The organism is Parachlamydiales bacterium (assembly GCA_041671045.1).
Lineage (GTDB): Bacteria > Chlamydiota > Chlamydiia > Chlamydiales > JABDDJ01 > JABDDJ01.
In genome coordinates this window covers 112,252-137,519 of sequence record JBAZCF010000001.1, presented here as the reverse complement: position 1 = coordinate 137,519, position 25,268 = coordinate 112,252, and the positions used below count along the sequence as shown (strand labels likewise).

The window sequence follows — 25,268 nt, the reverse complement described above, 5'->3', positions numbered from 1 at the left end:
AAATTAAGTCCGCATTTTGCGGTTATATTCTTGGAAAGCCTCTAGGTTGTTTTGATTAAGATAAGATACTTGCTGTTGATTTAGTTTGCGCAGTATTGAAGAATCTAAAAGCTCAATCGTTTTAAGAGTCAAGTATTTGGGATGAAACCTGTTTATATTCTGCATGTCCTTTGAATTCTCAATATCTATTAAGACTTCACCATTAATCTCATTAAAAATCTCCTGATAGACTTGAAATTCTTCATCTCCAAAAGTGTTGAAATTTGAAGCTAATTCTAGAAATGCAGGAACGGTCAAGGCTTCAAGAATTTCAACTGTGAAAAGTGTTGTAGGTATGGCATGAATTGTTCTTTCTAGTGCCTGTTCTTTTTTCATGCGGTCTAGATACGTCCTCTTACCTTCCTCAGATAATACTGCCACTTGTTGTGGGCTTAAGGCCTTTAATAGACTTATATCTAGTCGCCTCATAAGCTGTGGAGTAAATCTGGCTTGCGTCTGATTAATATCCATTCTTTGGACAGATTCGGGAGTAAGATTATCTGTTTTGGCAATATTAGCCACTCTGTCTAAATACTGTTTGTGAGCCGGAGCATTTTGTGTACGCAGATATTCCACCTGCCTTGGTGACAGCTTATTTAATGTCAAAAGAGTCAGTTTTTTTATTGCTGCAATTGTCAGATATTTTGGATGCAATCGCTCAATATTGTCTAAAACCCTACGGTTATCAATATCAAACAAAATGTGCTCATTTAATTTAGTCATTTTTTTCTCAAACAGTTCAAAGGCATCGTCATCCATAAGATTCAATTGGAGTGGAGTAATTTCTAAAAATATGGGAGGGGGCAGTTTTTCAATATCTTCCTTAGTTAATACAGAGCCGTTCAGAGCGGAAAGAGTCCTTTCCAAGACGGCACTACCCATCATCCGATTTAAATAAGCAACTTGCGCATCGCCAGACAAGTTAGACACTTGACGGGGCGTAAGGGCCTCAATCTGCTGGTTTTCCAGCTGGTTAATTAGTTGCGGGTCAAATTTATTCTTTATCTGATAAGGGGTTAAAAGACTGATATGCTGTGGTTGGTACTTAAGAATTGCATTTTCTTTTAGATTATCAGGATGTATTGCAGGTAGAAATTCAAGATAGAGATGGGGAGGTATCTTTGAAAACAAGCGGACTTGTGCATCCGGGCCAATATTTTGGCCTATACCGTAGAAATCTTGTGGATTAATATGTCCTGCCTGCATCTGGCTTCCCAAAATATAATCCCGTACTTCAGGCTTCATGCTCTTATAACTATCCCATGAAATCTGTCCCACAAAAGACGCTACCGGCATACTTTGCGCCTTAGCTACTGTCATGCTCTTCCAATCTGCTTCAGTAAAGCCGGCAATGGTCTGACCGGCCTTTTGAATAGCGGGATTGGCCTTAAAATGAAACGCAATAAAAACTGTATCATCCAATTTATTAAGGAATTTCTCTTTAATTTTGGCAGCTCTATCTATCTCTATAAAGTGCTGTAATACCGGAACTGGAAATTGATTAATGTGATCTTTGGAAAGATGGACAAACATTCCCGGTTGGAGTGCTAATAAAAAGGCGGCTTTAGATTCTGGATTATTGTTGGAGGCTACAAAATTTTCGAAATACCTATCTACATAATGTTTTTGAACATTCTTGGGCATATTTTGGAACTGTTCACTCGTGATGGAGAGGAATGAATCAGGATGCAATAGATTTAAATCAGTGGATTTAAGCCCTTTAAAGGCTATTTCTGGAAGCACTCTAATCTTTGTGGGGGAAATTTGCCTAAAATTCACGTCCCCTATTTTTTCCTGTACAACTTTAGCATAGGCCTTCTGAGCTGCCTTAGGTAATAAATCGTATTGTTCTTTGGAAAAATCTAAAAGAACTTCTAGATGTGCATTTCCAATATGCTTAGGTGTCATTTTTGAGAAAAGTGCGGGCGGCAAGGTGCTTAAATTAGTCATTGCAACAGAATTCATCATAGACGGTTTGCTTGAAAACTTACTAAGATATGCTTTTTGAGTTTCTTTCGGAAATCTCTTCACCTGATCCGCTGTAAGGGAAATAAGTTGTTTATCAGATAACGATTTAATAACTTGAGGAGTTACATCCCTCATGACAGCTAGGGGGATGTCTTCAACGCTGTGGTCTTTTAATACCTTAAATGCATTTGCAGCCAAAGTTTTCCTTAAACCTTCAGGTAAAGATTTAAAGTGGGATAACATTTTCGGATCATTTAAAGGGATATCTACTAATTTTTGAGCAACAGCAATTTTAGAACTCTCGCTTAAAGCATTATATTGTTCTTCTTTAATATTAAGTAGCTGGTCTTTAGTCCGATGATTAACTTCCCCATTCATTTTTTCTGAGTATGCTTTAAGAGTGTTCTTAGGCATTAATGAAGCCTGATCACTCGTAAGATTAACAAGAACATCTTTTGAAGCATTATCTAAATGGGCAGGTGTCATATGTTTGATAGCTTCAGTTGGAAGCTGATTCAGTGCATATAAATCTACATGAGACATTAACAAAGGATCACGTTCGAATCTTTGGATGTAGGCTTTTTGAGCATCTTTCGGTAGGCGGGAAAATTGTTCCTCATTTAAAACGACAAAGGCTTTATCCGGTATTTGAGCTATTTCCTTTGGGGTAACATCTCTAAATAGATAGAGTGGAATATTCCCAATCGTAGCGTCTGTTGAATTACTTAGGACATTTGAAATGATTATATGACGATCTGGAGAACCTACCTTATCATACACATCTTTAGCTTTCGGCGCGTTAAGCTTCGAAATTTCTGCGTCTCCCACTTTGATGATATTCAGTTTCACCATCCAATTTTTAATTCTATTTTTCACATTACCGGAAATAGTCTGCCCAATAGGAATAGCTTCAAGAGTTTTGGAGCTTTTCGAGTGCTCCTCTGCGCCGTTAAAAGACACCAAAGATTTTAAAAAATCGACTATAGAATCTCTTACAGAATTTCTTTTGGAAAAGCGTTGAGATTTGACGGGCATTTCGCTTTTTTCCTGAGGTAATTCAATTCCGGCATGGGATTGAACTCCAGAAGTAGAACTTGTAATTCTTGGTGGCATAAAATGCTCCTTTTAAGTCTATTTAGTCTTAAAGTTGCAATATCTATGCCAAAGTAAATGAATATTATTGAAAAAAGTTTAATATTCAACTCAATAAATTTTATAACTATTGAACAAATATTTCGAAAGGGATGTGCTTATTAGGATTTAAAGGACGTATTATCTCTTGTTTTAAGAAAGCTTCTTTAAGAAGGGAAGGACTCACTTCATCAGAACGTGTAGAAGGATTAAAGCCAAAAAATGACATATCTAGTGTAGAAGTGGATGCTACCCCATTGAAATGCCTGTAAGTTTTTACAGTAGCTTGAATGATAACGCTAAGAGTATAATGGCTGCAAAACATCGTCTTTTCAAATTGAACATCCTCAATGTTGTAAGGTTCGGCAAATAAGTTAAGCTTACTTTTTAAGACCCTCAGTGGAATAAAGTTTTCTTTATTATAAGAATATAAGTTTGAAAATTTAATTTTTCTTTTCCCACGTATTAACTCAAATAAATTTAAATAAAACTCCATCTTAAAGCAATATCTCTTATGCTCTTCAACGTGGCAAAGGATAGTGGGCGGGGAAGATCATCGCACAGGAGAATACCCTTATGAAGATCCTGCAACAGTCTTTAAACGCCTTGAAGCTTGGACAAAAGAAAGATTTCCTTCCTACACATCTACAGACTATCAGTGGTCTGGCCAGATTCTAGAGCCTATGGATGGACTCGCTTTTATAGGGCGGGGTACCCACAAGCAGACCTATATTGCTACAGGAGATTCAGGTAACGGAATGACCCACGGAACCATAGCCGGAATCCTTCTCACGGATTTGATATTAGGTAAAAAAAATCCGTGGGAAAACTTATATGATCCTCACAGAAAGACTTTAAAAGCCTTCAAAAAGTTTGGCGCTGAGAACTTAAATACATTAACACAGTATGCCGATTGGGTCACAAGATCTGATGTAGATAAATTAGAGGAAATCCAACCCGGCGAGGGAGCCATATTAAGAATAGGTGCAATGAAATTGGCTATCTACAAGGATGATAAAGGCATCCCGCATGAACTTTCTGCTATCTGTCCCCATTTGGGTGGACTGGTGAGATGGAATGCCATAGAAAAAACTTGGGATTGCCCTTGCCACGGATCACGCTTTACAAAGGAAGGTGAGGTCATTAACGGTCCGGCACTATCCAATTTAAAAAAACCGAAATAACATTAACAGTCTTATATTAAAATAGTTGCGATGCAGCATGACGCTTTAATCCTCATTTATCTATTCCACTATCCTGTTGACTTTTTGACATCTTCTCTGCAAGAATGGATTTTTTTTTCAAAAGGACGCTAATTTCCGTGGTCAGTACACCAATGCTTTTAGCTTTTGCGATTTATTTCGCCTTCTTAATTATTATCGCCGTCGTTTCCCATAAAACGATGCGCACCTCTACGGATTTTATTGTAGGCAACCGCAGCTTGAATTTCTGGGTAATAGCCTTATCAGCACATGCCAGTGATATGAGCGCTTGGCTTTTTATGGCATTTCCCGCCGCCTTATATATGGGTGGTATGCCCAAAATTTGGATTGCACTTGGACTATTGCTCGGCATGTTTTTCAACTGGAAGCTTGTAGCCTTAAAACTCAGACAAGCAACGGAAAACTTCCAAGCTAATACCCTTTCTGCATTTTTTGAAAAAAGATTTCATGACCACCGCGGACATATTCGTATCTTAACCGCTATCATGCTTGTATTCTTTATGAGCTACTATCTGTGCGCCGGTTTGATCGCTATGGGCTTTGTCCTAGATTCTGTCTTCGGCATTGACTACTATTGGGGACTTGCTCTTTCTTCCTTAGTTATCATGGGTTACACCTTCGCCGGTGGTTTTATTACGGTTGCTTGGACGGACCTTTTTCAAGCGATCTTCTTGCTCATCATGATTGCTTTGGTTCCTTTTGCAGCCTTATCCGAGATGAACCACGGTATTGACCAAGTCATCAGCACGGCGCAAGCAAATAACATTCCCCTTAGTCCCCTGGCAGACTTATCCTTTGTATCTATTGCCAATCTTATCCTCCTAGCTTTCGGTTGGGGCTTAGGCTATTTCGGTCAGCCGCACATTGTGACAAAGTTCATGGGCATCCGCCACCCGGAAGAATTAAGAAAATCGATGTATCTAGGTATGACCTGGCAGCTTATAGCGCTTAGCTTAGCTGCTTTTTGCGGCCTGGTCGCCATAGCTTACTTCCCTGTAGGCATCAATAATCCTGAGTTAGTGTTCGTTGAAATGGTTAAAAACCTCTTTCATCCTTTCCTAGCAGGATTTGCCCTATGCGGACTGATTGCAGCCAACATGTCTACGATGGACTCTCAAGTTTTAGTTTGCTCTTCCGTGTTAAGTGAAGACCTCTATGGAAAACTTATTAATCCTAAAGCGTCCCCAAGACAACTATTACGTGCTGTCAGAATATGCGTTATTTTAATCACATTGATATCCCTCGGCGTGGCATTTATGCGTTCCTCCACGGTCCTAGATACAGTAATATACGCCTGGGCAGGTCTAGGCTGTTCTTTCGGTCCCGTTATCCTCTGCGCACTATATTATCCTTGGGTTAACCGTTATGGAGCGATTACCGGCATTCTAGTGGGTGGTACAGTAGCTGCTTTATGGAACTACTTTTATCCTGTGGATGTGGCCATTGAGATACCGGCTATGGTGCCAGGATTTGTGCTTAGCTTCCTGAGTATCTTCATTGTCTCTTGGGCGACTAATAAGAAAGAAATCGTACCAGCAGTTTAGTATACATTATATACGGAGGCTTGCCTCCGTATTCCATTTCTACCCTTTACTTCCCCACATTAGAATACGTCTGAAAGGATAGAAGAAAGGCCTTTGCTCCCCGAAATAAGCAATAATGCGATATTTGTACGTTGCTAGGAATTCTTCAAATACATCTGGAGGCAAACGGCTTTGATAATAGGTTAATAGCGTTCCTTTTACCCATTCTAACACGCTTTCTGTCGACTCCAGGATGTGTGGATAGATCTGAAGCCTCACAGCTTGTTTATGAAAGTCTCCCTCTACTAAAAGTTGTGCGTAAGATTCAGGGGATAACGCATACAAAGGCCTCCCACCGTCAAAATAAGAATTGAATGGGGGTTCCTCGGCCAATTCACGTGCAATAACATGTGTAGGATACTCATTATTTGCGGGGATCTGAAAAGCAAGCTGCCCTTTATCGGCAACTAGGATAAAAAGATGTTTGAATAATCCGACATGGTCTGGAATCCATTGTAAAGCAGCATTAGAGAAAACCAGATCGAATTTACGGTCAGGAGTAAATTTTGAGATATCAGCTTGCCGAAATTCCAATCCTTTTTTAACAAGCTTCTCAGCTTTTTCCAACATAGATGGAGAAGAGTCTATACCCAAAGTATAGCTTGCTTTAAACATAGTATGAAGTTCTTCGGTCAGCTCACCCGTGCCGCAGCCCAGATCCAAAATAGAGATTCCCATTTTTGGTTCTATCAGCTCTACAAGATCGTAAAAGGGCTGCTTACGTTCTTGTGAAAACTTCTGGTATTGCTCTGGATTCCATTTATCATTCATAAAAAAAACTTCTAAAGTGTAATTTTGACACATGCTAACATTTCAATACTTTCCTTCCAATGGAGCTTATTAACCCCTTATGCGAAATATCTATTATATTTGTCCTTGTACGCCTGTTCCTTGCGGAGGAGTACAAAAAATATATATGCATGTGGACGTCCTAAATCGAAATGGATTTTCGGCCTATGTTCTCCATCAAGACGAAAATTTCCGCTATCCTTGGAGACCCAACAACACTCCTTTAGCTTATTTCGAATATGATTTTTGGGGTTCAACCTTCAGGGAAAAAATCCATTTGCTCCGCATCAAGGAAAAGAGAGTACTGGGTTGGGAAATGCTGCTTAAAAACACGCACATCTTCACTACAAACCCGGACGGATTAAAAAAGTGCCTCCCAAAATTTTGTTCAGAAGACGTCATCGTTATTCCGGATTACTTATCTTATTATTTTAAACCCTACTTCAATGACATCCCCACCGTCTTATTGAATTTCACCGCCTATTTCATCTACCATAGTCTAACCTTAAAAGACGTACTGCAGAATTCGGGCAGAATAGACTATCATAGAGGAGAGAATATTCTAGGCTCACTCGTATGCTCACAAGACTCTCAGGAGTATTTGAAATATTCTTTTCAGTCTCTTCCGGTATATGTCTGCCAATGCTGCATAGATCTTGAGCAGTTCACTTATACACCCCAAAAGAAAAAGCAGATCGCTTTTATGCCCCGCAAGTGCGAGGACCATCTCGTGCAAATCCTCTGCATGCTAAAACAGAGAGGTCATCTAGATAACTGGAATCTAGTCCCGCTTACAGGCATGCCTCAGGAAGAACTTGTTCAGACCCTTCAAGACTCTGCCATCTATCTAAGCACTTCTTATCAAGAAGGTTTTGGATTGCCGCCTGCAGAAGCCATGGCATGCGGAGCGGTCGTCATAGGATACCATGGTGAAGGGGGAAAAGAATATATTAAGGCTCCCTACGCCTATCCTATAGAGCACGGAAACATTCTTGCATATGTGAAAAAAGTCGAAGAACTTGCGAATTTATTTGAAACAGGCCCGGAGGATTTTATAAGCATCGGGAAATCAGCTTCAGACTATATACACAAAACCTACCCGATACAAAAGGAAGAGAACAGTATCGTCGAGAGCTGGAAAGAGCTTAAAGAAATATTTTTTCAAAAAGAGAGCTTAAAAGTCCCGTTCTGCATTTAGATACAATCACGGGGTAAAATCCTCTGTTATACAAGATTAGATGCAAACATAGCTTTAAGCTCTAATGAGTTTATCACTCTTGCCCCAGCTTGGCGCATCTCCTCAAGAGCATGACTGCAATCATCAGCATGCACATCAATGCCGCAGCAAACGTCATTCACAATATAAGCCTCAAAACCTAGTTGGACGGCATCAAAGACAGAATATTTTACGCAATAATCTGTTGCCAGTCCTGCAAAGTAAACTTTAGTTACATTTTTAGACTTTAGATAATCACCTAAGCCTGTTGTTTGCTTATGGCCATTGTCAAAAAAACAGCTATAGCTGTCGATTTTAGGGTCTACTCCTTTATAGAAAACTTTGTGAAAATGTGCTGCATCGAGTTCAGGAGCAAATTCCGCGCCCTTAGTTCCCTGTACGCAATGAGTAGGCCAAAGAATTTGTTTGATCCCATTTAGATATATCGTTTCTCCCACCAGCTTGCCTTGATTTGCAGCAAAACTGCCGTGATTAGGAGGATGCCAATCTTTTGTGGCTACGATGACATTAAAGGGAAGTGTGACTAATTGATTTATGCCAGGAATAATACGATGGCCCTCATTTATGGCTAAGGTTCCACCAGGCAGGAAGTCATTTTGTACATCAACAACGATCAGAGCATTAGCACCCATGTTATACTCCGGAAGAAATCTGTTCGCGAATTCTCTTAATTAATCCTAGTTTTTTATAGTAGAGTGATGATTCCAGTCCAGAACTATATATGTGAGGATTGAAAAAACGTTTTATTCCAACGGCAAATCCTTCTAAATTTTTAAGCGTAGTTTCGCGCATCTCTTTAAGAGCAGGCGATGCATATACACATTTACCATTTCTATACACCGGTATGAGCAAGTCGGCATAGCTCCAATCCGCTTTAGCCAAAATGGGTTTTGTCGGATCGTGCTGATCTATAATTGTACAGTTGTCTTTAGGAGGATCGCGCATATCATAAATACAATCGGCTACGTTTTCTTCCCCTTTTTTATAACGGCGCACCTGCAGAATACCGGGAGTTGTCACCTTAATTGGCTGTTCGGAAAGCTTGATTTTATCTTCCCATTCCCCTTGTTTATTCCTCAAGGCAGACAATTTATAGACACCATCCAAAGCAGGCTGGCTGCCGCCTGTCACAAGATGGGTACCAATCCCCCACACATTAATTTTGGCACCCTGGCGTTTTAATTCGCTGATAAGGATCTCATCTAGTTCATTGCTAGCTACAATGACTGCATCTTTAAAGCCGGCTTCATCAAGTAATGTACGGCTTTGGATACTTAGGTAAGCTAAATCTCCGGAATCTAAACGGATTCCCAGAAATTCATGTCCATTAGCTTTAATGCGTTTTGCAACCTCGATTGCATGCTCAACACCTTTTAGAGTGTTATAGGTGTCCACTAGAAACAAAGAATTATCAGGCATAGCCTTCGCATAGGCTTCAAATGAGGCTAACTCGTCATCAAAAGCCATTACCCAGCTATGAGCATGAGTCCCCCTCACAGGAATATCCAGCAGCTTCCCCGCAAGAACATTCGAAGTTGCGCTGCATCCCCCAAGATAAGCTGCACGGCTTGCTGTCAAACCTCCATCAATTCCTTGTGCGCGCCTTACCCCAAACTCTAGAATTTCCTCTCCTTGAGCTGCAAGGAGCATTCTTGCAGCCTTAGTTGCAATAAGTGTCGGGAAGTTTATCAAATTAAGCAATGCTGTCTCAAACAGCTGCGCCTGAATCAAGGGAGCTTGTACGCGGATAAGTGGCTGCTGGGGAAAAACAACGGTCCCTTCAGGGACTGCATCTATATTACCGGTAAAACGCAAATTTTTCAGATAATGTAAAAACCCTTCCTCAAACAAATCCTTTCCGGCCGGATTTTTCAATTGGCGTAAATAGGCAATATCGTCCGCTGTTACCTCAAAGCGCTTAACCCACTCGATCACAGACTCTAGGCCGGCAGCAACAGTAAATCCCCCATAAAATGGCATCCTACGAAAGAATAAATGAAAAACCGATTCCACTTCGGTCAGTTGATTTGCCCAGTAAGCCTGCGCCATCGTAAGTTGATATAAATCAGTTAATAATGCCAGTGAGGAACCGTAAACACTTAAAGGAGAATAAGAAGCAGAAGAACTCATTATAGGGGTAAGCTCCGGAAATATATTAGGATTCCATCATAAGCTTTTATCCCAAGCCTTGCAAGATTTGACGTTCCTTAATATAAGGAAGACCAAAAGCCTAAAGATTGAAATTCATGACTAAATATTTATTCCTCTTATTTTTCATTCTAGCTTGCCCCCTAGGAGCGCAGGAATATGAATGCACAGCTGATCCTCAGTGCGAAGAGCCGTGTGAAGGCGTGTGCACTGCCATATGCTACGAACCCTATTGCTACACTAAGCCCCGCTATTCTTTTTCCACTGTGACAGAAGGTGTGCCCGTGCTCAAACAAAGCAGACGCTGCCGCATGGAACGTCACCAATGCGCACACATTTACAATCGATATTCACACGACTATGATTACGAGATTCAACCACGTATGCGCATACGTCATAAGAGGATACGTCATTGTGTTCAAGAACCTTGTGTCCGCTATAGAAAAGTCTATCGCAGACAGGCGATTGAACCCCTACCTGAATGCAACGCGACAGCTTTCCCTGAGTGTGTAACGGTAGAAACGCAACCATAGCCGTTGCACAAACTTTTAATGCTATCATCTAGCTGATTATGATATACTTCAGCCTTCTTTTTGATGGCGCGGAGTCAATTCACTATGCAACAAAATACCATTCCCGATACCGACAATTACCATGGCGGAAGTTTATTAAGCGGTATTCTTATTGTTTCAGGGACATGTATCGGAGCCGGAATGCTGGCTCTCCCTGTCATCACCGGAATGGCAGGATTCTTACCTGCTATCGTCATCAGCACACTTTGTTGGCTGTTCATGCTTTGTACAGGCATGCTATTTCTCGAAGCGACTTTATGGCTGGAAGATGGAGCCAACGTAATGACGCTCACAGGACATTTCCTTGGAAAACTAGGAAAGATCGCCGGGGGTGCCTCATTCATTTTCCTTTATTATTGCCTCCTTATTTCCTATTTTTCCGCAGGATCAGGTTTATGCCGTTCCTTGATTAATAACTTCACGGGGATAACAGTCCCAGGCGGCGAACTAATCGCCATTTTTACAATTATTTTTGGCCTTATCGTATGGCTAGGGCCGCGGATGATCGACCGGGTCAACGGCGTTTTAATGATCGGTCTCGTGGTCAGTTATCTTCTCATTGTCTTTATAGGGGCAGACGTTATCCAAGCAGAACTCTTGCAAAGGATGGAATGGAATTATATGTGGCTTGCCGCCCCCACGCTTTTTAGCGCTTACGGTTTCCATAACGTTATTCCTTCTCTTGCAACATATTTGAAACGCAATGTAAGTAATCTAAAATGGACGGTTATTATAGGGACGACGATCCCATACATCGTATATAACATCTGGCAGTTGCTTATTATTGGATCTCTGAACGAAGTAGAGTTGGAGGCGGCAGCGATCAGCGGAATGCCCATTACAGATACTCTTCAAGCCATTACTTCTACTCCTTGGATGAGTACTGCAGGAACATATTTCGGCCTTTTTGCCCTAGTGACCTCGCTTCTAGGCGTAGGGCTTTCCATGATTGATTTTATGGGGGACGCCCTTAAAGTACGGCGGGATGGATTAATGCGCTTAGCATTATGTGTGATTTCGTTCACACCTCCTGCTTTCCTAGCTTGGATATATCCGGGGATCTTTCTAAAAGCCATTGGCGTTGCCGGCGGCTTTGGGGAGGCCATCCTTAATGGAATGATCCCTATTTTAATGGTTTGGATAGGGCGTTACCAAATGCGATTAACATCTGCATGCCGTCTATGGGGTGGAAAACCTCTATTGGTAGTTCTTATGCTCTTTACGCTTTTGATTATTTGCATCGAATGCTTCGATCTTTTCTTTTATCATTAATATCTAGTGATAAAACTCAAATGAAAAAGGGGAGTTCAGCGACAAGTCGCTGAACTCCCCTTTTTAATAACGTCTATTAAAGATCCCTATGAAATAGGTTCTTCATCATCGTCTTGACGGGTATTTTCCACTGCATGAGGAATAGGCTCTGCTAAATTCTCCTCAACATGTTCTACTTCAATAACCTGCTCTGAGTCCTCTGTAACAATAGATATAGCCTGTTCACTCGGTGCAACATCCTCGGCTTGAGGTTCACTTTCACCCTCTGCTTCACCGGCAGCTTCTCTCTGTTCACGAGAATAGAAAGCATCTTTAAATTTATCGCTTTCACGATATTTTGCAATCGTCTCGGAAATGAGTGTAGGAGGAGGAGGTAATAATGAAGAGAGGAGTGAAGTTGAAACTGCCGCAGGAGTATGAGGCGATACCAATTCTGACTCAGCATCGTTAGGCGGTACTAAGGAAATCTTATCAGATTCTTCGAGGAGTTCTTCCCCTTCAGAGCCTTCATCCGTCTCGCTCCATCCCTCTTTATTAGCCTCGTCACGGCCGCCGCGTCTTCTGCGATAATGTCTTCTGCGATCACGCTTGCGATCAAAACGACCATCGCCTCTTTGTTCTTCTGCAATAGGAGCATCTGCCGGTGTTGCTAAAGGAGCTTCGCTGATTGTAGGCGTTACGGCAATAGGAGCAGGCGGAGTTTCTATCCTTTCAACATTCTGCTCACGATTTTGACGTCCTTGTTCTCTGCCGCCGCCGATCTTAATCGATCTTTCTACGCCGACATGCTTTAATACCATACGTGCTTCACGCACTTCCAACACTTCATAATCACTTGTTGGTACAAGAAATGATTTAGGTTTTTCCACTGAACGGAAAAATAGTGCGCTTCCAAAAGAAACGACTTCTACTGCATCGACAAAGAATTCCTCCTGGCCCGAAGCTTTGCTGCTGCGGACAACGAGCTTGCACCCTTCCTTAGGAGTAATCACTGTCTCTATAATTGGTTCTCGGGTAAAGTCCACTTTCTGTAAATCCTTTTATGGGGTTCGAGAAGCCAGCGCATAAGGAAGAGACCTCTATAAAAAAGAGATCAAAATTCGAATCATATCCTCAGCCACAACACTCATACGCTGCTTGTAACTTCTGCTAAATAGTGTAACAAAAAGGAAGGAAAAAAGGGAGTACCGTCATACATGATATGAAAAAAAACTGAGGGAGCGCCTACGGAGCTTGAGCCTTAGATTACGACCTACTGCTCGAAGAATAGCGAGCAATATTCGACTCCTAGATAAAAGAGCCTTGATAAATAAGCATGGCAGGTATTTGAAGCGGGCTATCTCGCCAAACTCCTTGGATTTTGGCGAGACTGGACTCTAAAAAATGTTCAGGAATGGTATAGAGACAGATTCCAAGGGAAACTCCCTAAAACCCATCAAAAACACACTTATTTTTTAGACTGCATGAATATCATCAAATCGACTACGCGGCTAGCGTAACCCATTTCATTATCATACCAGGCAATAATCTTGAAGAATTTATCATTGAGAGCTATACCAGCTTCTTTATCAAAAATAGAGGAGTAAGTGGAGCCAATAAAATCGGACGAAACAACTTGCTCGTCGCAGTAACCTAAGAATCCTTTCATTGAACCTTCAGAAGCATTTTTCATTGCTTCACAGATAGCCTCATAGCTCGTCGACTTACTAAGTTTCACTGTAAGGTCAACTGCAGATACGTCGATGGTTGGAACGCGGAAGGCCATCCCCGTTAACTTTCCTTTGACCTCAGGAATACATAAGGCCACTGCTTTGGCTGCCCCTGTCGTTGAGGGGATGATATTTTGCGAAGCAGCTCTTCCGCCACGCCAATCCTTCTTCGAAGGAGCATCTACAGAGGGTTGAGAAGCTGTCATTGCATGGACTGTAGTCATTAGACCTTCATCTATGCCAAAGTTATCCAACAAAACCTTGGTAATAGGAGCAAGACAGTTAGTAGTGCAGGATGCATTGGATACGATGAGGTCGGTTTTGGGATTGTATTTTTCTTGATTAACACCCATTACAAATGTGGGAATATCGCCTTTAGCTGGCGCTGAAATAATAACATGTTTAGCCCCTGCTTGCAGATGTTTGCTTGCATCTTCATGAGAGGTGAATAATCCCGTGGACTCGATGACGTATTCAATATGGTGTTGGGCCCAAGGTAATTTAGTTGGATCTCTTTCACCTAATACCAATGTTTTCTTTCCTTTAACGACCAGGTAGTCGCCCTCTACCTTAATTTCCTCAGGAAATTTACGGTGAACGGTATCGTATTTTAATAAGTAGGCAAGGTTTTCAACGGGAACGATATCGTTTATAGCGACGACATGATAGTCAGGGTGTTGGCTAAGGATACGGAATACTAAACGACCGATACGTCCAAAACCATTAATTGCAACAGGAATAGGCATGACATGAACCTCCGCGAATGAGTCAATAGTGATGATAGCGATGTTGATTATCTGAGTAAAGAGGTTTCGCGGAGAGGGGGAGCCTCTCCGCGAAAAGAAAAATTAATTATTCGGAAAGATATTCCAAATAGCAGAGCAATGAGTTATCACCTACACGCTGGCGATTTTTAATGATACGGGTGTAACCGCCATTACGCGCTGTAAAACGTGGGCCGATTTCTTCAAACAGTTTTTTAATGACAACGCGGTCATCGTTATAGCTGCTTGTATTGCCCGCTTTAACTTCACGTTGTTGTTTAGGCGTAAGCGTGTTAAAACGAACCATCAGTTGAGCAACAGCTTTACGACGGTCGCTTAGGGTATTACTCTTAGCCAAAGTTACCAATTTATCAGCATAACTGCGTAGAACTTTTGCTTTTGCTTCTGTCGTTTCGATGCGTCCATGCACAATCAGTGACTTAAGAGCATTAGCTAGCATGCAGCGTCTATGCGAACTCGTCTTATTGAGTTTGGATTTATGGTTTAAGTGTCTCATTCTATGAAAATCCTTTTATATTTCTTACTCTGTTACTGATGCATCAGAGAATTCTTTACGGCTGTGGCGCTCTTCGTTGTATTCAGAAATTTTTTGCCGTACGTTATCATGGTTAATTCCGTACTTGGAGAGATCCATTCCGAGATAGAGTCCCATTTCGGTGAGTTTTGCTTTAATCTCATTAAGGGACTTCTTACCGAAGTTTCTAAATTCCAACATTTTGCGCTCTGGAATCGTTACCAGCTCAGCAATCGTTTCAATGTTTGCACCGGCTAAGCAATTAGTCGATCTGACGGAAAGTTCCATCTCATCGATACGCATTGCCAATTTCACCATGATTTCGTCATGGTCAGCATCGCCATCGCCATCGCCTTCATCAAAGAGGATGATATGTGATTGGAGACGGTTAAATACTTCAAAGTGTTTTAAACCGATTTGAGCGGCAAAGCTGAGAGCTTCAACTGGAGTGACGCGTCCATCGGTAGTAATTTCAATGATCAGTCTATCAAAGTCTGTGTCTTGTCCTACGCGAGTATACTCAACATAGTAGTTAACAAGACGGACAGGAGAGAAGCTAGCATCTAGCAAAATTTCGTCTACTGTACGATCAGCTATGATGAGGCGTTCGGAAGGAACGTACCCACGACCGATAGCGACACGGAGATCTATTTGCTTGGTCATCGGTTTGGTGACAGTGAACAGATGCAGTTCAGGATTAACGACTTCAAAACGGCTATCTTTGATGACATCTTTCAATTTAACTTGAATTAGACCTTTATGCTTATCGAGATCGACTTGCGAAATGTCAAGCATAGTGGTCAAAATTCTTTCTTCTCTTGAGTCGGGAACGTCGTCAGTAGTTAGGCGACGGAGTAGAGCTCCCTTAAAATTGAGGACGATGTTCGTCATATCTTCAACGATACCGTCTATAGCCATATATTCGTGAGGTATCCCCTCCAACCTAACGGAAATAATCGCCGGTGATTCTAGGCTGGAAAGCAATATGCGTCTTAATGCATTACCTACAGTATGGCCAAATCCTTTCTCAAACGGTTCAGCAATAAAACGTGCGAAGGTGGTAGATGCTGAGTCTTCGTCGATAATGATTTTGCTCGGCATTTCAAATGTGCCGTACTTAACTGCCATGGATTAACTCCTAAATTTTGTTCTATAAGGCTCTTCCAGCCTAGCGATTATACGCGTCGGCGTTTTCTTGGACGGCAGCCGTTGTGGGCTACCGGAGTAACGTCACGTATTTCAGTAATCATAATGCCTGAGCTTAAGATACCTCTTACTGCGGATTCGCGTCCAGCACCTGGGCCTTTAAGTTCAAGTTTGACTTCTTTTACACCATAAGCTTGTGCTGTTTTAGCAGCATCTTGAGCTGCTACAGTAGCGGCGAATGCTGATGATTTCCTTGAACCGGAGTAGTTAACTTTACCGGCAGAGGACCAGGCAATAATGCGACCTAATTGGTCGGTTATGCTTATGATGGTGTTGTTAAACGTAGCTTTAACGTGTACGATCCCTTGAGGGACTTGGTGCACGATTTTTTTACGTGTCTTAACTGTTTTTTTTGTATTTGCTGCTTGTTTAGACAAGGTCAAAATCTCCTAAGTATTACTTCTTCTTGTTCGCGACTGTTTTACGGCGGCCTTTTCTAGTACGGGAGTTAGTACGTGTTCTTTGTCCGCGTACAGGCAGACCTACTCTATGACGCAGGCCGCGGTAGGAGTGAATGCCGATCAAACGTTTAATGTTATTTTGGACTTGACGACGCAAGTCACCTTCAACGATGTATTCTGCTGCAATAAGTTGGTTTAGGCGAGCGATATCGTCTTGCGTCAGCTTGTTTGCGCGCATATCAGCGTTCAGGTTTAAGCGCTTAATAATCTCATTGGAGAGGTGTCTGCCGATGCCGAAAATGTACATCAGGCTGATTTCTAAGCGTTTATTGTCAGGTATATCTGTACCTACTATTCTAGGCATTTAAGGCTCCTAATTCAAATAAGGATCTATAACTTTACCACAGCTTGTCTTAACACACAAGGATCTGCGGGAACTTTTATTATTTTTCCCGGTGGATGTCCCGGGGAGTCAGGGTGTTCTTATCGTCCACGTACGCGTCCGCGCTTCATAAAGCCTTCGTAGCGTTTCATAAGAAGATGAGATTCCACTTGTTTCATTGTATCCAGTACTACACCCACAAGGATTAGCAGGGCTGTACCACCAAAAAAGTAGCTTATTGTAGGAGAAACCGACAATATTGAACCTATAATATTAGGGAGAATAGCAATTGCAGCGAGCGTAGATGCGCCGAGCAAAGTGATATAGCTCATTGTAGATTCAAGGTAATCTTGGGTGGGTTTGCCTTGTTTAATTCCAGGAATGAAGGCACCGTTTTTCTTCATATCCGACGCGATCTGGTCAGGACGGAACTGTGTCGCTGTCCAGAAATAGGTAAAGAAGAAAATTAAACCAACGAAGAAAACGTTGTAAGCGGCTTGTCCAGGGGAGACCCAGGAAGCGACTTGACCCAGCCAGTTACCGCTTCCCAAAAATGTGCCTACTGTAGCAGGGAACATTAATAGAGAAGAGGCGAAGATAACAGGGATAACGCCAGCGTAGTTGATTTTAAGAGGTATGTACGAATTTCCGCCTTGGACTTCCTTACGTCCGACGACACGGCGAGCGTATTGCAAAGGGATACGCCGGTGTCCTTGAATGATTAATATCGTACCTATTGTGACGAGAACGAAGACAATAAGCATGATAGTTACATAGGCGAAATTCATTTGTCCTGGCTCTTGCGAGTCTAGGTTAAGTTGTTGGAACACCATCCCGATAGCGGAGGGCAATTGGGATAGGATGCCTAGCGCGATGATCATGCTCATACCATTACCGATGCCGCGGTCGGTGATTTGTTCACCAATCCACATAAGGAAAACGGTACCTGTGGTCATTGTAGTGATGGTAAGCAGATAAAACAGCCAAGGGGCTCCTAAAAGCTGGATGTCTAGCAGTTCGCTAGAAATGATGCCCGGTCTGGACAAGTTCATTTCAAGGGCGTATTTCGCGTAAACGAAAGACTGCAGCACGGCAAGTATAACTGTTAGCGCACGAGTATAACGGTTCATTTTACGGCGTGCTTGGACATTATTTTCACGCATTTCACGTTGGAAAGATGGCCAAAGGGCAACAAGCAGCTGTACAATGATCGAAGCAGAGATATTGGGAACTACGCCCAGCGCTGCAACCGTCATTTGAGAAAACGCACCACCGGAAAATATTCCGACGAGGGTGAATAAGCTTTGAGCGCCCCCCGTAAGGTGTTGGAAGAAGCCTACGGCGATTTCGCCGTTTATGCCTGGGACGGGAATGAATACCCCGATACGGCATATGGCAAGCATAAGGAGGGTAAAGAGAATTTTAAATCGCAGTTCAGGTACTTGGAATACGCGTACGATGTTGTGGAACATTTTTTTTCCCGGCTGTATATTGTCCCGCGCTTAAAGGGTGATTTGTCAAATGGTTGCGAATGCTAATATTAGGGAACAATCACAGCAATTTCACTAAGACCCTTTATAATATAAATCAGGCCGGCATGGGCAACGCCGGCCTGTACAAATAAACTATGCGTTATGGCTACGGAGCTTTTCTTTAGCACCATTCGAGATCGCATCGATCTTGAATGTAACTTTTTTAGTCAACGTACCGTTTCCTAACAGTTTAACTTTTTCATTTGGGCTATTAATGAAGCCTTTTTCGTATAGGGATTGTCCGTCGACAACTTCACCGTCGTTATAAACAGCCTCAATCTGATTGATGTTGACTATTTTTAATCTACGAGCGAAGCGTACATTGCTAAATCCACGAATAGGCATTTTCATGAAGGTACGGAACTGTCCGCCTTCATAGCCGTAACGTCTTTTATAACCAGCGCGAGCACCGGCACCTTTTTGTCCACGTCCGGAAGTTTTTCCGAGACCGCTACCTGCGCCGCGGCCTACTCTTTTACGAGATTGTGTAGGACGGCTGACGTTATGTAGAAAGGATAGGTCTGTCATGATATTCCTCTACGCTGTTTAATTTCATCGCGCGTCTTTAGCTGTTCGAGGGCTTTGAATGTGGCGCGCAAAATATTGATCGGATTGTTTGCGCCGAGAATTTTTGCCATGACGTCTTTGACGCCAGCCATTTCAAGAACAGAGCGTACGAGTGATCCTGCCACGACACCTGCGCCTTCTGGAGCTGGGGCCATGAAGACGGTTGCGCCGTCTTGCTTTACGCTGACTTCATGAGGAATAGTGCTTCCCATGGTCGCGTATTTACGCAGATTTTTACGTGCAGACTCTCCGCCTTTACGAATCGCGTCTGTTAGTTCGTTCGCTTTAGCGAAGCCATAACCGATGCGGCCTTTGCCATCACCCACAAGAATAAGGGCGCTGAAGCTGAACTTGCGTCCACCTTTGACGACTTTGGAGCAGCGGTTGATGTGCAAGACTTTCTCTTGCAGGTCAGACGCAGGTTTTTCTTTTTTATGTTGGTCGCTTTGCTTAGCCATTGGTCTTCCTGCTAATTAGAGGTGAATTCCGGCGGCGCGCACTGCATCAGCAAAGCTTGCAAGAACGCCATGGTATTTATTACAACCTCTATCAAAGATTACTTCTTTGATTTGGTGTTTGTGCGCTAATTCAGCCATTTCCTTGCCAAGAGCTTCAGCAGTAGCTTTAGACTTTTTACCTTGGGGGGTATTTTTTTTGGCCTTAGCGTAGGTAGAGACGTGGGCGAGTGTCGCGCCTGCTTCGTCGTCGATCAATTGAGCAGCAATGTGCTTATTGCTCTTGAACATGCAGAGACGCGGTTTGTGGCGTGTTCCGTTTAATTTAACGCGAACACGTTGAGCACGCTTTAGTCTCATCTGTGGTTTATTTTTTATTTCGCTATGCATAGGTAACCTATCTAACTACCCTACTTTACTTTTTGCCTGAGGATTTGCCCTGTTTACGCCGGACATACTCGTCTTTGTAACGTACACCTTTGCCTTGGTAGGGTTCTGGTGGGCGCACAGCGCGGATGGAGGCGCAATATTGTCCTACTTCCTGCTTGTTATTGCCTGTTACAGTGACGATGTTTTTTTCAACTTTAACTTGAATACCCTGAGGTATTGCTAGCTTTGTGGGATGGGAAAATCCGAGCTGCAGGTCGAGGAAGTGGCCTTGTACGGTTGCACGGTAGCCGACACCGATCAGTTCGAGTTGCTTTTCAAACCCTTTAGTAGTGCCTTCTACCATATTGCTTATTAAGCTACGGTAGAGGCCGTGAAATTTTCCCATATCGCTTTTCGTAGCATCGGGTTCGACCAGTATATGACCGTCTTCGATTTTAATGCTAATGCCATCAATTAGATCTTGTGTCAAAGTACCTTTAGGGCCTTTAACAGAAATCTTGCCGTCGTGCACATTGACTTCTACGCCTTTTGGAAGGGCGATGGGTTGTTTACCTTTACGAGACATCTATTGAATTACTCCTTAATACTCGTTTTCTACCATACCATACAGAGCAGTTCGCCGCCTAATTTGCGACGAGTTGCTTCAACACCTGGCAGGACGCCTTGCGACGTCGATACTATAGATAATCCAAGTCCGCCGTAAAAGTAAGGTATGTCATTATGTGTGACATAACGTCTTAGGCCTGGTTTGGAAATGCGGCGCAAGTCTTTAATTACAGGCAGGCGGTTTGTATCGTATTTCAAGAAAATACGGATGGTCCCTCTTTGAGGGGTATCGTGTTTAACGAGGAAGTTCTCAATAAACCCTTGTTGTCTTAGGATTTCGGCGAGGCTTTCCTTCATCTTACTCCAGTTAACATCGACAAAGCGACGTTTAGCTCTGCCGCCATTGCGGATTCTGGTGAGGAAATCGGCGATGGGATCGCTTATTGCCATGATTTCGTCTCCTTGTTTTATGCGGCTACGCAGATGGTTAAGTTCTTGAAAGGAAGACCGAGGAGTCTAAGCAACTCGATGCATTCTTCATCATTCTTAGCATTGGTGACGAAGGTAATGTTCATCCCCTGTGCGCGCTTTACTTCATCTAGGTTTAATTCCAGGAAAACCTGTTGGTCGTCGATACCTAGAGAGTAGTTACCTCTGCCGTCCCCTTTGGCTTTGAAGCCTTGGAAGTCGCGTATGCGTGGGCATACGAGGTTACAGAAGCGATACATGAAGTCAAACATGCGTTTTCCACGCAGAGTGACTTTGGCGCCGATAGTTTGGCCTTCGCGCAACTTGAAGTTGGAAATCGCCTTGCGGGATTTCGTTGGTACGGCGCGCTGACCGGCTATGAGCGTGAGTTCTTTCAAATGATCTTGTATGGCATTTTTATCTTTAGAAGCTTCAGCCAATCCCATGCTGATAATAATTTTATCAAGCTTTGGCACCAGCATTTGGTTACTATAACCAAACTTCTTTGTAAGATCTTGCCTTACGGTGTTTTGATATCTTTCCTTTAGCCTAGACATCGTCACATCGTCCCTTATGGTTGATTCTTTTTAATTGTGCGGTAGACCACCTGTTTATCACCATCGCGATATACAAGCTGACGTTCACCTTCCGGGGTCGTGTGCACTTTAAGTTTAATTGGTCGGTCATCTGCTGTGCAGATCATAACATTAGAACGGTGAATTGGCCTTTCTAATTCTAGGATGCTGCCTTTTTGTGCGTCACGTGTAGGCTTCATATGTTTTTTACGTATATTGATGCCTTGGACTATCACTTTTTCGCCTATGACTGCGAGTACTTCGCCACTGCGACCTTTGTCGTTGCCGGCGATGGCGATGACTCTGTCGCCTTTGCGGATATTTTTTAAGCGTTTTTTTGTCATCTTAAGCCGTTCCTTATTAAATCACTTCGGGTGCTAGAGAGGCGATTTTAAGGAATTCCCTGTCGCGAACCTCTCGTGCGACAGACCCGAAGACGCGTGTTCCGCGCGGATTTTTCTTCTCATCAATGAGGACGACTGCATTGCTATCGAAGTAAAGGACTGTTCCATCTTTACGACGGACGCCGGCCTTTGTACGTACGATCACAGCGCGGACTACATCGCCTTTTTTAACGTTTCCATGTGGATCGGCTTCTTGAACCGAGCACACTACGATATCGCCGACGCCAGCGTAACGACGTCTTGTACCACCGAGGACTTTGATGATCTTGACGCGTTTTGCACCGGAGTTATCGGCGACGAAAGCTTGAGCTTCTTGTTGTAACATTTTCTATTGCTCTCCGTTAAGCCACTACGCGCCATCTTTTTAATTTGGACATCGGGCGCGTTTCCATGATGCTCACTTCGTCTCCGACTTTGTAGTCGTTGCCTTCGTAGTGGGCATAGTATTTCTTGTTAAGGGTGATCACCTTGCCATAGCGTGGATGCAACAATGTGCGCTGTACGCGGACGACAAGAGTTTTTTGCATCTTGTTAGATACAACGATCCCTTTCTTTATTTTGCGTTTTTTTCTTTCAGTAGCGTTTTGCGTTTCCATTATTTTTACCTCGCTTCGGCTTGCGCAGTTTTGCTGCGGAGTACCGTGAGCAGCCTTGCAATCTCTTTACGCTTGTGGCGTTTTAGATGGGGCTTCTCAAATTTTTTAGAGAATTGTGCGCTGTTGATAAGTCCGAATAGCTCTTTACGAGCATCGTTTAGCAATGCTTCAATCTCTTCTATCGATTTTTCTTTAATTTCTTGTGCTTTCAGCATTGCTTCCTCACACTTGTTCAACTCTTTCTACAAAGCGGGTAGGTATACCTAGCTTTGCGGCGGCGCGACGTAGGGCGCTTTGCGCTAATTCGCGCGGCACGTTACCTACTTCAAAAAGTACTCTACCGGGGCGTACTACGGCTACCCAGTGGTCGAGACCGCCTTTACCTTTACCCATACGTACTTCTGCGGGTTTTTTGGTGACGGGTTTGTCCGGGAATATGCGGATCCAAACTTTACCACGGCGCTGGAAGTATCTATTGATAGCAACACGAGCAGCTTCGATTTGTTTGTTAGTAATCCAGCCTCTTCCAAGGACTTGAATGCCGTATTCGCCAAAATCGACGAAATTACCGCCTTTTGAAAGACCGCGACATTGGCCTTTCATCATTTTGCGATGTTTAGTTCTTTTTGGTTGTAAGACCATGGTTAGGTGGCCTCCTTCTTAGCGGGAAGTGTTGTAACTTCATCTCCGCGATAGATCCATACTTTTACACCGATGCTTCCGTACACGGTTTCTGCTCTTCCGTAAGCGAAGTCCACGTCAGCACGTATTGTATGAAGAGGCGTACTGCCTTCTTTATACCACTCTGAGCGGGCGATTTCAGCGCCGCCGATACGTCCGGAGACTTGCACTTTGATCCCGCCTGCACCAGCGTCCATAGAAGCTTGAATGATCTTTTTCATAGCACGACGGAAAGGGATACGTCTTTCGAGCTGTTTTGCAATAGCATCAGCTGCGATTTGAGCATCGAGATCTGGTCTTTTGACTTCTTCGACTTCCACCCATACTTCTTTACCGGTTAGTTTGCTTAGTTCGGCTTTAAGGATATCAATTTCTTGTCCTTTTTTACCGATAACTAGACCGGGTCTTGCTGTGACAATAGTCACTTCAATTTTGTCGCTCATACGACGGATTTCAATGCGTGATACGCCTTGGCAGCTTGGCTTCTTCATTAGTTCTTGACGGATCTTGAAATCTTCCGCTACGAACTTGCTGAATTCTTGCTTGTTTGCATACCACTGGGAACGCCATTTTTTGTTGCGTACGAGGCGGAATCCGACTGGATTTACTTTCTGTCCCATTAACGTACTCCTTCCAGGTTGGCTACGACGACGGTGAAGTGGCTTGTTCTTTTCATTATCGGATGACGTCCGCCGCGGTTCTTTGGTTTCGCACGTTTTAGTGTTGGACCTTCGTCGACTTTAACTTCGACGATGACTAGGTCTTCACGGCGTGCGTTTGCTTGTTCTGCGTTAGCGACAGCGCTGTCCAGTGTTTTGAGAAGCAGACGCCCTGCTTTCAAGCCGCTAAACTTAAGCTGGGTAGTGGCATCAGCGACAGTTTTACCGCGGGCTAGGCCTGCAGCTAATCTTGCCTTTCTTGGGCTGATACGAATATATTTACTTATGGCTTTTGCTAGTTGCATTGGCTACCTTACTTCTTAACTGGGTGTCCTTTAAATGTTCGTGTGGGAGCGAACTCGCCGAGGCGATGTCCAATCATATTTTCTGTCACGAACACGGATATAAATTTGCGTCCATTATGCACATCAAATGTCAGTCCGATCATATCTGGAGTGATCATTGAACGGCGCGACCAGGTTTTGATCGGTTTTTTGATGGAGGCGTTACGCTGGCCTTCAACCTTTTTACTGAGATGGTGGTCGACAAATGGACCTTTTTTTAGGGATCTAGCCATGGTTATCTCTTCCTACGGTCTTTGACGATAAGCTTATTGGACTTTTTCGGTGAGCGGGTTCTGAGTCCGCGTGTGAAAATCGCCCAAGGTGTTTGAGGAATATTTCCTTTGCTTCGGCCTTCACCACCACCGTGCGGGTGGTCAACAGGGTTCATTGCAGTACCGCGTACTGTAGGACGAACGCCTTTCCAACGCATACGACCAGCTTTGCTTTCTACGCGAAGGTTGTTTTCCAAGTTGGAAACTTGACCTATAGTAGCGCGGCAGGTTTCGTTGATAAGTCTCATTTCGCCGGAAGGTAAACGGAGAGTAGCATAACCGCCGCTGCGTGCCATTAGCTGTGCGCCTAAGCCTGCTGAACGGACGAGTTTTCCACCTTTACCGGGGATAAGCTCGATACTGCAGATGGTGATACCTAGTGGCATATCTTTCAACTTCATGCAGTTGCCGACGCTATAAGGAGGCACTGCTGTTGTTTGAACGACGTCGCCGGCTTTCAATCCGTGGGGAGCTAATATGTAGCGTTTTTCGCCGTCTTTATAGTGAAGAAGCGCGATATAAGCAGTACGGTTAGGATCATATTCAATAGAGGCGACTTTGGCTGGAATATTTTCCTTGTCGCGTTTGAAATCGATCACACGGAAGCGTTGTTTATGACCGCCACCTTTATGACGACAAGTGATGCGTCCGGTGACTTTGCATCTTCCGCCTGTGCTTTTTTTGGAGCGCAGGAGGGGCTTATGTGGTTTTACAACGGCGTTGGTTTCAGCGTTTGCCCGTGTGAGTGTTTCATGGACGGGCAGAATGAGCTGACGTTGTCCTGGTGTAATTGGTCTATATTTGCGTAACATTCTCTAGA

31 protein-coding genes and 1 pseudogene are annotated in these 25,268 nt (G+C 43.3%); 5 read left to right on the top strand and 27 right to left on the bottom strand.

Annotation, left to right across the window (positions count from 1 at the left end):
- Positions 1–3: 3 nt before the first annotated feature.
- Together WC222_00665 and WC222_00660 are read right to left on the bottom strand one after the other, a co-directional pair.
- Positions 4–3,120 (bottom strand): hypothetical protein, encoded by a 3,117-nt coding sequence (locus WC222_00665; protein MFA6914883.1) that lies wholly within the window; start codon positions 3,118–3,120, stop codon positions 4–6.
- A 106-nt stretch (positions 3,121–3,226) separates the two neighbouring features.
- On the bottom strand, positions 3,227–3,463 hold the full coding sequence (locus WC222_00660) for a hypothetical protein (GenBank protein ID MFA6914882.1): 237 nt from the start codon (positions 3,461–3,463) through the stop codon (positions 3,227–3,229).
- A gap of 214 nt (positions 3,464–3,677) precedes the next feature.
- Here WC222_00660 and WC222_00655 point away from each other — a divergent pair, with 214 nt between their 5' ends.
- Both WC222_00655 and WC222_00650 read left to right on the top strand, forming a co-directional pair.
- The gene (locus tag WC222_00655) at positions 3,678–4,322 is read left to right on the top strand and encodes an FAD-dependent oxidoreductase (GenBank protein ID MFA6914881.1); all 645 of its coding nucleotides are present in this window, start codon (positions 3,678–3,680) and stop codon (positions 4,320–4,322) included.
- 137 nt (positions 4,323–4,459) lie between these two features.
- Positions 4,460–5,905 carry a sodium/proline symporter gene (locus tag WC222_00650; protein MFA6914880.1) on the top strand — a complete coding sequence of 482 codons (1,446 nt, stop codon included), beginning with the start codon at positions 4,460–4,462 and terminating at the stop codon, positions 5,903–5,905.
- A 39-nt stretch (positions 5,906–5,944) separates the two neighbouring features.
- Here the strand turns inward: WC222_00650 and WC222_00645 are convergent, their stop codons facing one another.
- Positions 5,945–6,715 carry a methyltransferase domain-containing protein gene (locus WC222_00645; protein MFA6914879.1) on the bottom strand — a complete coding sequence of 257 codons (771 nt, stop codon included), beginning with the start codon at positions 6,713–6,715 and terminating at the stop codon, positions 5,945–5,947.
- Between the two features lie 145 nt (positions 6,716–6,860).
- Here WC222_00645 and WC222_00640 point away from each other — a divergent pair, with 145 nt between their 5' ends.
- Complete coding sequence (locus tag WC222_00640) at positions 6,861–7,931, top strand: glycosyltransferase (protein MFA6914878.1); 1,071 nt, start codon at positions 6,861–6,863, stop codon at positions 7,929–7,931.
- A 26-nt stretch (positions 7,932–7,957) separates the two neighbouring features.
- On the opposite strand, the gene pncA is transcribed toward WC222_00640, so the two are convergent.
- The gene (gene pncA / locus WC222_00635; GenBank protein ID MFA6914877.1) at positions 7,958–8,602 is read right to left on the bottom strand and encodes a bifunctional nicotinamidase/pyrazinamidase; all 645 of its coding nucleotides are present in this window, start codon (positions 8,600–8,602) and stop codon (positions 7,958–7,960) included.
- 1 nt (position 8,603) lies between these two features.
- The gene (locus WC222_00630; GenBank protein MFA6914876.1) at positions 8,604–10,100 is read right to left on the bottom strand and encodes a nicotinate phosphoribosyltransferase; all 1,497 of its coding nucleotides are present in this window, start codon (positions 10,098–10,100) and stop codon (positions 8,604–8,606) included.
- Positions 10,101–10,216: 116 nt separating this feature from the next.
- Between WC222_00630 and WC222_00625 the strand changes: the two genes are divergently transcribed.
- Both WC222_00625 and WC222_00620 read left to right on the top strand, forming a co-directional pair.
- Entirely contained in the window at positions 10,217–10,651 is a 435-nt protein-coding gene (locus WC222_00625; GenBank protein ID MFA6914875.1) for a hypothetical protein, read from the top strand.
- 84 nt (positions 10,652–10,735) lie between these two features.
- Positions 10,736–11,962: an aromatic amino acid transport family protein gene (locus WC222_00620; GenBank protein ID MFA6914874.1), complete on the top strand. Its 1,227-nt coding sequence runs from the start codon at positions 10,736–10,738 to the stop codon at positions 11,960–11,962.
- Positions 11,963–12,048: 86 nt separating this feature from the next.
- Here WC222_00620 and WC222_00615 read toward each other — a convergent pair whose 3' ends face one another.
- The 22 genes and pseudogenes from WC222_00615 to rplB all read right to left on the bottom strand — a co-directional run bounded on the left by WC222_00615 (position 12,049) and on the right by rplB (position 25,260).
- Positions 12,049–12,987: a hypothetical protein gene (locus WC222_00615; GenBank protein ID MFA6914873.1), complete on the bottom strand. Its 939-nt coding sequence runs from the start codon at positions 12,985–12,987 to the stop codon at positions 12,049–12,051.
- A gap of 422 nt (positions 12,988–13,409) precedes the next feature.
- On the bottom strand, positions 13,410–14,417 hold the full coding sequence (gene gap, locus WC222_00610; protein ID MFA6914872.1) for a type I glyceraldehyde-3-phosphate dehydrogenase: 1,008 nt from the start codon (positions 14,415–14,417) through the stop codon (positions 13,410–13,412).
- Positions 14,418–14,523: 106 nt separating this feature from the next.
- Entirely contained in the window at positions 14,524–14,952 is a 429-nt protein-coding gene (gene rplQ / locus WC222_00605; GenBank protein ID MFA6914871.1) for a 50S ribosomal protein L17, read from the bottom strand.
- A gap of 24 nt (positions 14,953–14,976) precedes the next feature.
- Complete coding sequence (locus WC222_00600; protein MFA6914870.1) at positions 14,977–16,098, bottom strand: DNA-directed RNA polymerase subunit alpha; 1,122 nt, start codon at positions 16,096–16,098, stop codon at positions 14,977–14,979.
- Positions 16,099–16,145: 47 nt separating this feature from the next.
- On the bottom strand, positions 16,146–16,553 hold the full coding sequence (gene rpsK, locus WC222_00595) for a 30S ribosomal protein S11 (GenBank protein ID MFA6914869.1): 408 nt from the start codon (positions 16,551–16,553) through the stop codon (positions 16,146–16,148).
- Between the two features lie 19 nt (positions 16,554–16,572).
- On the bottom strand, positions 16,573–16,941 hold the full coding sequence (gene rpsM, locus WC222_00590) for a 30S ribosomal protein S13 (protein ID MFA6914868.1): 369 nt from the start codon (positions 16,939–16,941) through the stop codon (positions 16,573–16,575).
- 119 nt (positions 16,942–17,060) lie between these two features.
- The gene (gene secY, locus WC222_00585) at positions 17,061–18,431 is read right to left on the bottom strand and encodes a preprotein translocase subunit SecY (protein MFA6914867.1); all 1,371 of its coding nucleotides are present in this window, start codon (positions 18,429–18,431) and stop codon (positions 17,061–17,063) included.
- Positions 18,432–18,584: 153 nt separating this feature from the next.
- Positions 18,585–19,019, bottom strand: a complete 435-nt coding sequence (gene rplO, locus WC222_00580) for a 50S ribosomal protein L15 (GenBank protein MFA6914866.1) — start codon at positions 19,017–19,019, stop codon at positions 18,585–18,587.
- Entirely contained in the window at positions 19,016–19,516 is a 501-nt protein-coding gene (rpsE, locus tag WC222_00575) for a 30S ribosomal protein S5 (protein ID MFA6914865.1), read from the bottom strand. The genes rplO and rpsE overlap by 4 nt, the downstream gene beginning before the upstream one ends.
- 15 nt (positions 19,517–19,531) lie before the next feature.
- The gene (gene rplR, locus WC222_00570; GenBank protein MFA6914864.1) at positions 19,532–19,903 is read right to left on the bottom strand and encodes a 50S ribosomal protein L18; all 372 of its coding nucleotides are present in this window, start codon (positions 19,901–19,903) and stop codon (positions 19,532–19,534) included.
- A gap of 25 nt (positions 19,904–19,928) precedes the next feature.
- Positions 19,929–20,468 (bottom strand): 50S ribosomal protein L6, encoded by a 540-nt coding sequence (gene rplF, locus WC222_00565; GenBank protein MFA6914863.1) that lies wholly within the window; start codon positions 20,466–20,468, stop codon positions 19,929–19,931.
- A gap of 29 nt (positions 20,469–20,497) precedes the next feature.
- A complete protein-coding gene (gene rpsH / locus WC222_00560; protein ID MFA6914862.1) occupies positions 20,498–20,899 on the bottom strand; it encodes a 30S ribosomal protein S8 in 402 nt (133 codons plus the stop codon).
- A 17-nt stretch (positions 20,900–20,916) separates the two neighbouring features.
- Positions 20,917–21,474 carry a 50S ribosomal protein L5 gene (gene rplE, locus WC222_00555; protein ID MFA6914861.1) on the bottom strand — a complete coding sequence of 186 codons (558 nt, stop codon included), beginning with the start codon at positions 21,472–21,474 and terminating at the stop codon, positions 20,917–20,919.
- Positions 21,475–21,488: 14 nt separating this feature from the next.
- The gene (gene rplX / locus WC222_00550; protein MFA6914860.1) at positions 21,489–21,836 is read right to left on the bottom strand and encodes a 50S ribosomal protein L24; all 348 of its coding nucleotides are present in this window, start codon (positions 21,834–21,836) and stop codon (positions 21,489–21,491) included.
- A 16-nt stretch (positions 21,837–21,852) separates the two neighbouring features.
- Positions 21,853–22,221 carry a 50S ribosomal protein L14 gene (gene rplN / locus WC222_00545; GenBank protein ID MFA6914859.1) on the bottom strand — a complete coding sequence of 123 codons (369 nt, stop codon included), beginning with the start codon at positions 22,219–22,221 and terminating at the stop codon, positions 21,853–21,855.
- Between the two features lie 16 nt (positions 22,222–22,237).
- Positions 22,238–22,492: a 30S ribosomal protein S17 gene (gene rpsQ / locus WC222_00540; GenBank protein MFA6914858.1), complete on the bottom strand. Its 255-nt coding sequence runs from the start codon at positions 22,490–22,492 to the stop codon at positions 22,238–22,240.
- Between the two features lie 5 nt (positions 22,493–22,497).
- On the bottom strand, positions 22,498–22,707 hold the full coding sequence (gene rpmC, locus WC222_00535) for a 50S ribosomal protein L29 (GenBank protein ID MFA6914857.1): 210 nt from the start codon (positions 22,705–22,707) through the stop codon (positions 22,498–22,500).
- Positions 22,708–22,714: 7 nt separating this feature from the next.
- A complete protein-coding gene (rplP, locus tag WC222_00530; protein MFA6914856.1) occupies positions 22,715–23,134 on the bottom strand; it encodes a 50S ribosomal protein L16 in 420 nt (139 codons plus the stop codon).
- Between the two features lie 2 nt (positions 23,135–23,136).
- Positions 23,137–23,793: a 30S ribosomal protein S3 gene (gene rpsC / locus WC222_00525; protein MFA6914855.1), complete on the bottom strand. Its 657-nt coding sequence runs from the start codon at positions 23,791–23,793 to the stop codon at positions 23,137–23,139.
- Positions 23,793–24,137 carry a 50S ribosomal protein L22 gene (rplV, locus tag WC222_00520; GenBank protein ID MFA6914854.1) on the bottom strand — a complete coding sequence of 115 codons (345 nt, stop codon included), beginning with the start codon at positions 24,135–24,137 and terminating at the stop codon, positions 23,793–23,795. The genes rpsC and rplV overlap by 1 nt, the downstream gene beginning before the upstream one ends.
- Positions 24,112–24,409: pseudogene (gene rpsS, locus WC222_00515) on the bottom strand (30S ribosomal protein S19). The gene rplV and the pseudogene rpsS overlap by 26 nt, the downstream one beginning before the upstream one ends.
- Positions 24,410–24,411: 2 nt before the next feature.
- A complete protein-coding gene (rplB, locus tag WC222_00510; protein MFA6914853.1) occupies positions 24,412–25,260 on the bottom strand; it encodes a 50S ribosomal protein L2 in 849 nt (282 codons plus the stop codon).
- Between the last annotated feature and the right edge of the window lie 8 nt (positions 25,261–25,268).

What these genes read in the sequence shown, in the direction of transcription:
- WC222_00665 (MFA6914883.1), bottom strand. Translation starts at nt 3,120, where the DNA reads ATGCCACCAAGAATTACAAGTTCTACTTCTGGAGTTCAATCCCATGCC.
- WC222_00660 (MFA6914882.1), bottom strand. Translation starts at nt 3,463, where the DNA reads ATGTTTTGCAGCCATTATACTCTTAGCGTTATCATTCAAGCTACTGTA.
- WC222_00645 (MFA6914879.1), bottom strand. Translation starts at nt 6,715, where the DNA reads ATGAATGATAAATGGAATCCAGAGCAATACCAGAAGTTTTCACAAGAA.
- WC222_00640 (MFA6914878.1), top strand. Translation starts at nt 6,861, where the DNA reads ATGCATGTGGACGTCCTAAATCGAAATGGATTTTCGGCCTATGTTCTC.
- pncA (MFA6914877.1), bottom strand. Translation starts at nt 8,602, where the DNA reads ATGGGTGCTAATGCTCTGATCGTTGTTGATGTACAAAATGACTTCCTG.
- WC222_00630 (MFA6914876.1), bottom strand. Translation starts at nt 10,100, where the DNA reads ATGAGTTCTTCTGCTTCTTATTCTCCTTTAAGTGTTTACGGTTCCTCA.
- WC222_00625 (MFA6914875.1), top strand. Translation starts at nt 10,217, where the DNA reads ATGACTAAATATTTATTCCTCTTATTTTTCATTCTAGCTTGCCCCCTA.
- WC222_00620 (MFA6914874.1), top strand. Translation starts at nt 10,736, where the DNA reads ATGCAACAAAATACCATTCCCGATACCGACAATTACCATGGCGGAAGT.
- gap (MFA6914872.1), bottom strand. Translation starts at nt 14,417, where the DNA reads ATGCCTATTCCTGTTGCAATTAATGGTTTTGGACGTATCGGTCGTTTA.
- rplQ (MFA6914871.1), bottom strand. Translation starts at nt 14,952, where the DNA reads ATGAGACACTTAAACCATAAATCCAAACTCAATAAGACGAGTTCGCAT.
- WC222_00600 (MFA6914870.1), bottom strand. Translation starts at nt 16,098, where the DNA reads ATGGCAGTTAAGTACGGCACATTTGAAATGCCGAGCAAAATCATTATC.
- rpsM (MFA6914868.1), bottom strand. Translation starts at nt 16,941, where the DNA reads ATGCCTAGAATAGTAGGTACAGATATACCTGACAATAAACGCTTAGAA.
- secY (MFA6914867.1), bottom strand. Translation starts at nt 18,431, where the DNA reads ATGTTCCACAACATCGTACGCGTATTCCAAGTACCTGAACTGCGATTT.
- rplO (MFA6914866.1), bottom strand. Translation starts at nt 19,019, where the DNA reads ATGACAGACCTATCCTTTCTACATAACGTCAGCCGTCCTACACAATCT.
- rpsE (MFA6914865.1), bottom strand. Translation starts at nt 19,516, where the DNA reads ATGGCTAAGCAAAGCGACCAACATAAAAAAGAAAAACCTGCGTCTGAC.
- rplR (MFA6914864.1), bottom strand. Translation starts at nt 19,903, where the DNA reads ATGCATAGCGAAATAAAAAATAAACCACAGATGAGACTAAAGCGTGCT.
- rplF (MFA6914863.1), bottom strand. Translation starts at nt 20,468, where the DNA reads ATGTCTCGTAAAGGTAAACAACCCATCGCCCTTCCAAAAGGCGTAGAA.
- rpsH (MFA6914862.1), bottom strand. Translation starts at nt 20,899, where the DNA reads ATGGCAATAAGCGATCCCATCGCCGATTTCCTCACCAGAATCCGCAAT.
- rplE (MFA6914861.1), bottom strand. Translation starts at nt 21,474, where the DNA reads ATGTCTAGGCTAAAGGAAAGATATCAAAACACCGTAAGGCAAGATCTT.
- rplX (MFA6914860.1), bottom strand. Translation starts at nt 21,836, where the DNA reads ATGACAAAAAAACGCTTAAAAAATATCCGCAAAGGCGACAGAGTCATC.
- rplN (MFA6914859.1), bottom strand. Translation starts at nt 22,221, where the DNA reads ATGTTACAACAAGAAGCTCAAGCTTTCGTCGCCGATAACTCCGGTGCA.
- rpsQ (MFA6914858.1), bottom strand. Translation starts at nt 22,492, where the DNA reads ATGGAAACGCAAAACGCTACTGAAAGAAAAAAACGCAAAATAAAGAAA.
- rpmC (MFA6914857.1), bottom strand. Translation starts at nt 22,707, where the DNA reads ATGCTGAAAGCACAAGAAATTAAAGAAAAATCGATAGAAGAGATTGAA.
- rplP (MFA6914856.1), bottom strand. Translation starts at nt 23,134, where the DNA reads ATGGTCTTACAACCAAAAAGAACTAAACATCGCAAAATGATGAAAGGC.
- rpsC (MFA6914855.1), bottom strand. Translation starts at nt 23,793, where the DNA reads ATGGGACAGAAAGTAAATCCAGTCGGATTCCGCCTCGTACGCAACAAA.
- rplV (MFA6914854.1), bottom strand. Translation starts at nt 24,137, where the DNA reads ATGCAACTAGCAAAAGCCATAAGTAAATATATTCGTATCAGCCCAAGA.
- rplB (MFA6914853.1), bottom strand. Translation starts at nt 25,260, where the DNA reads ATGTTACGCAAATATAGACCAATTACACCAGGACAACGTCAGCTCATT.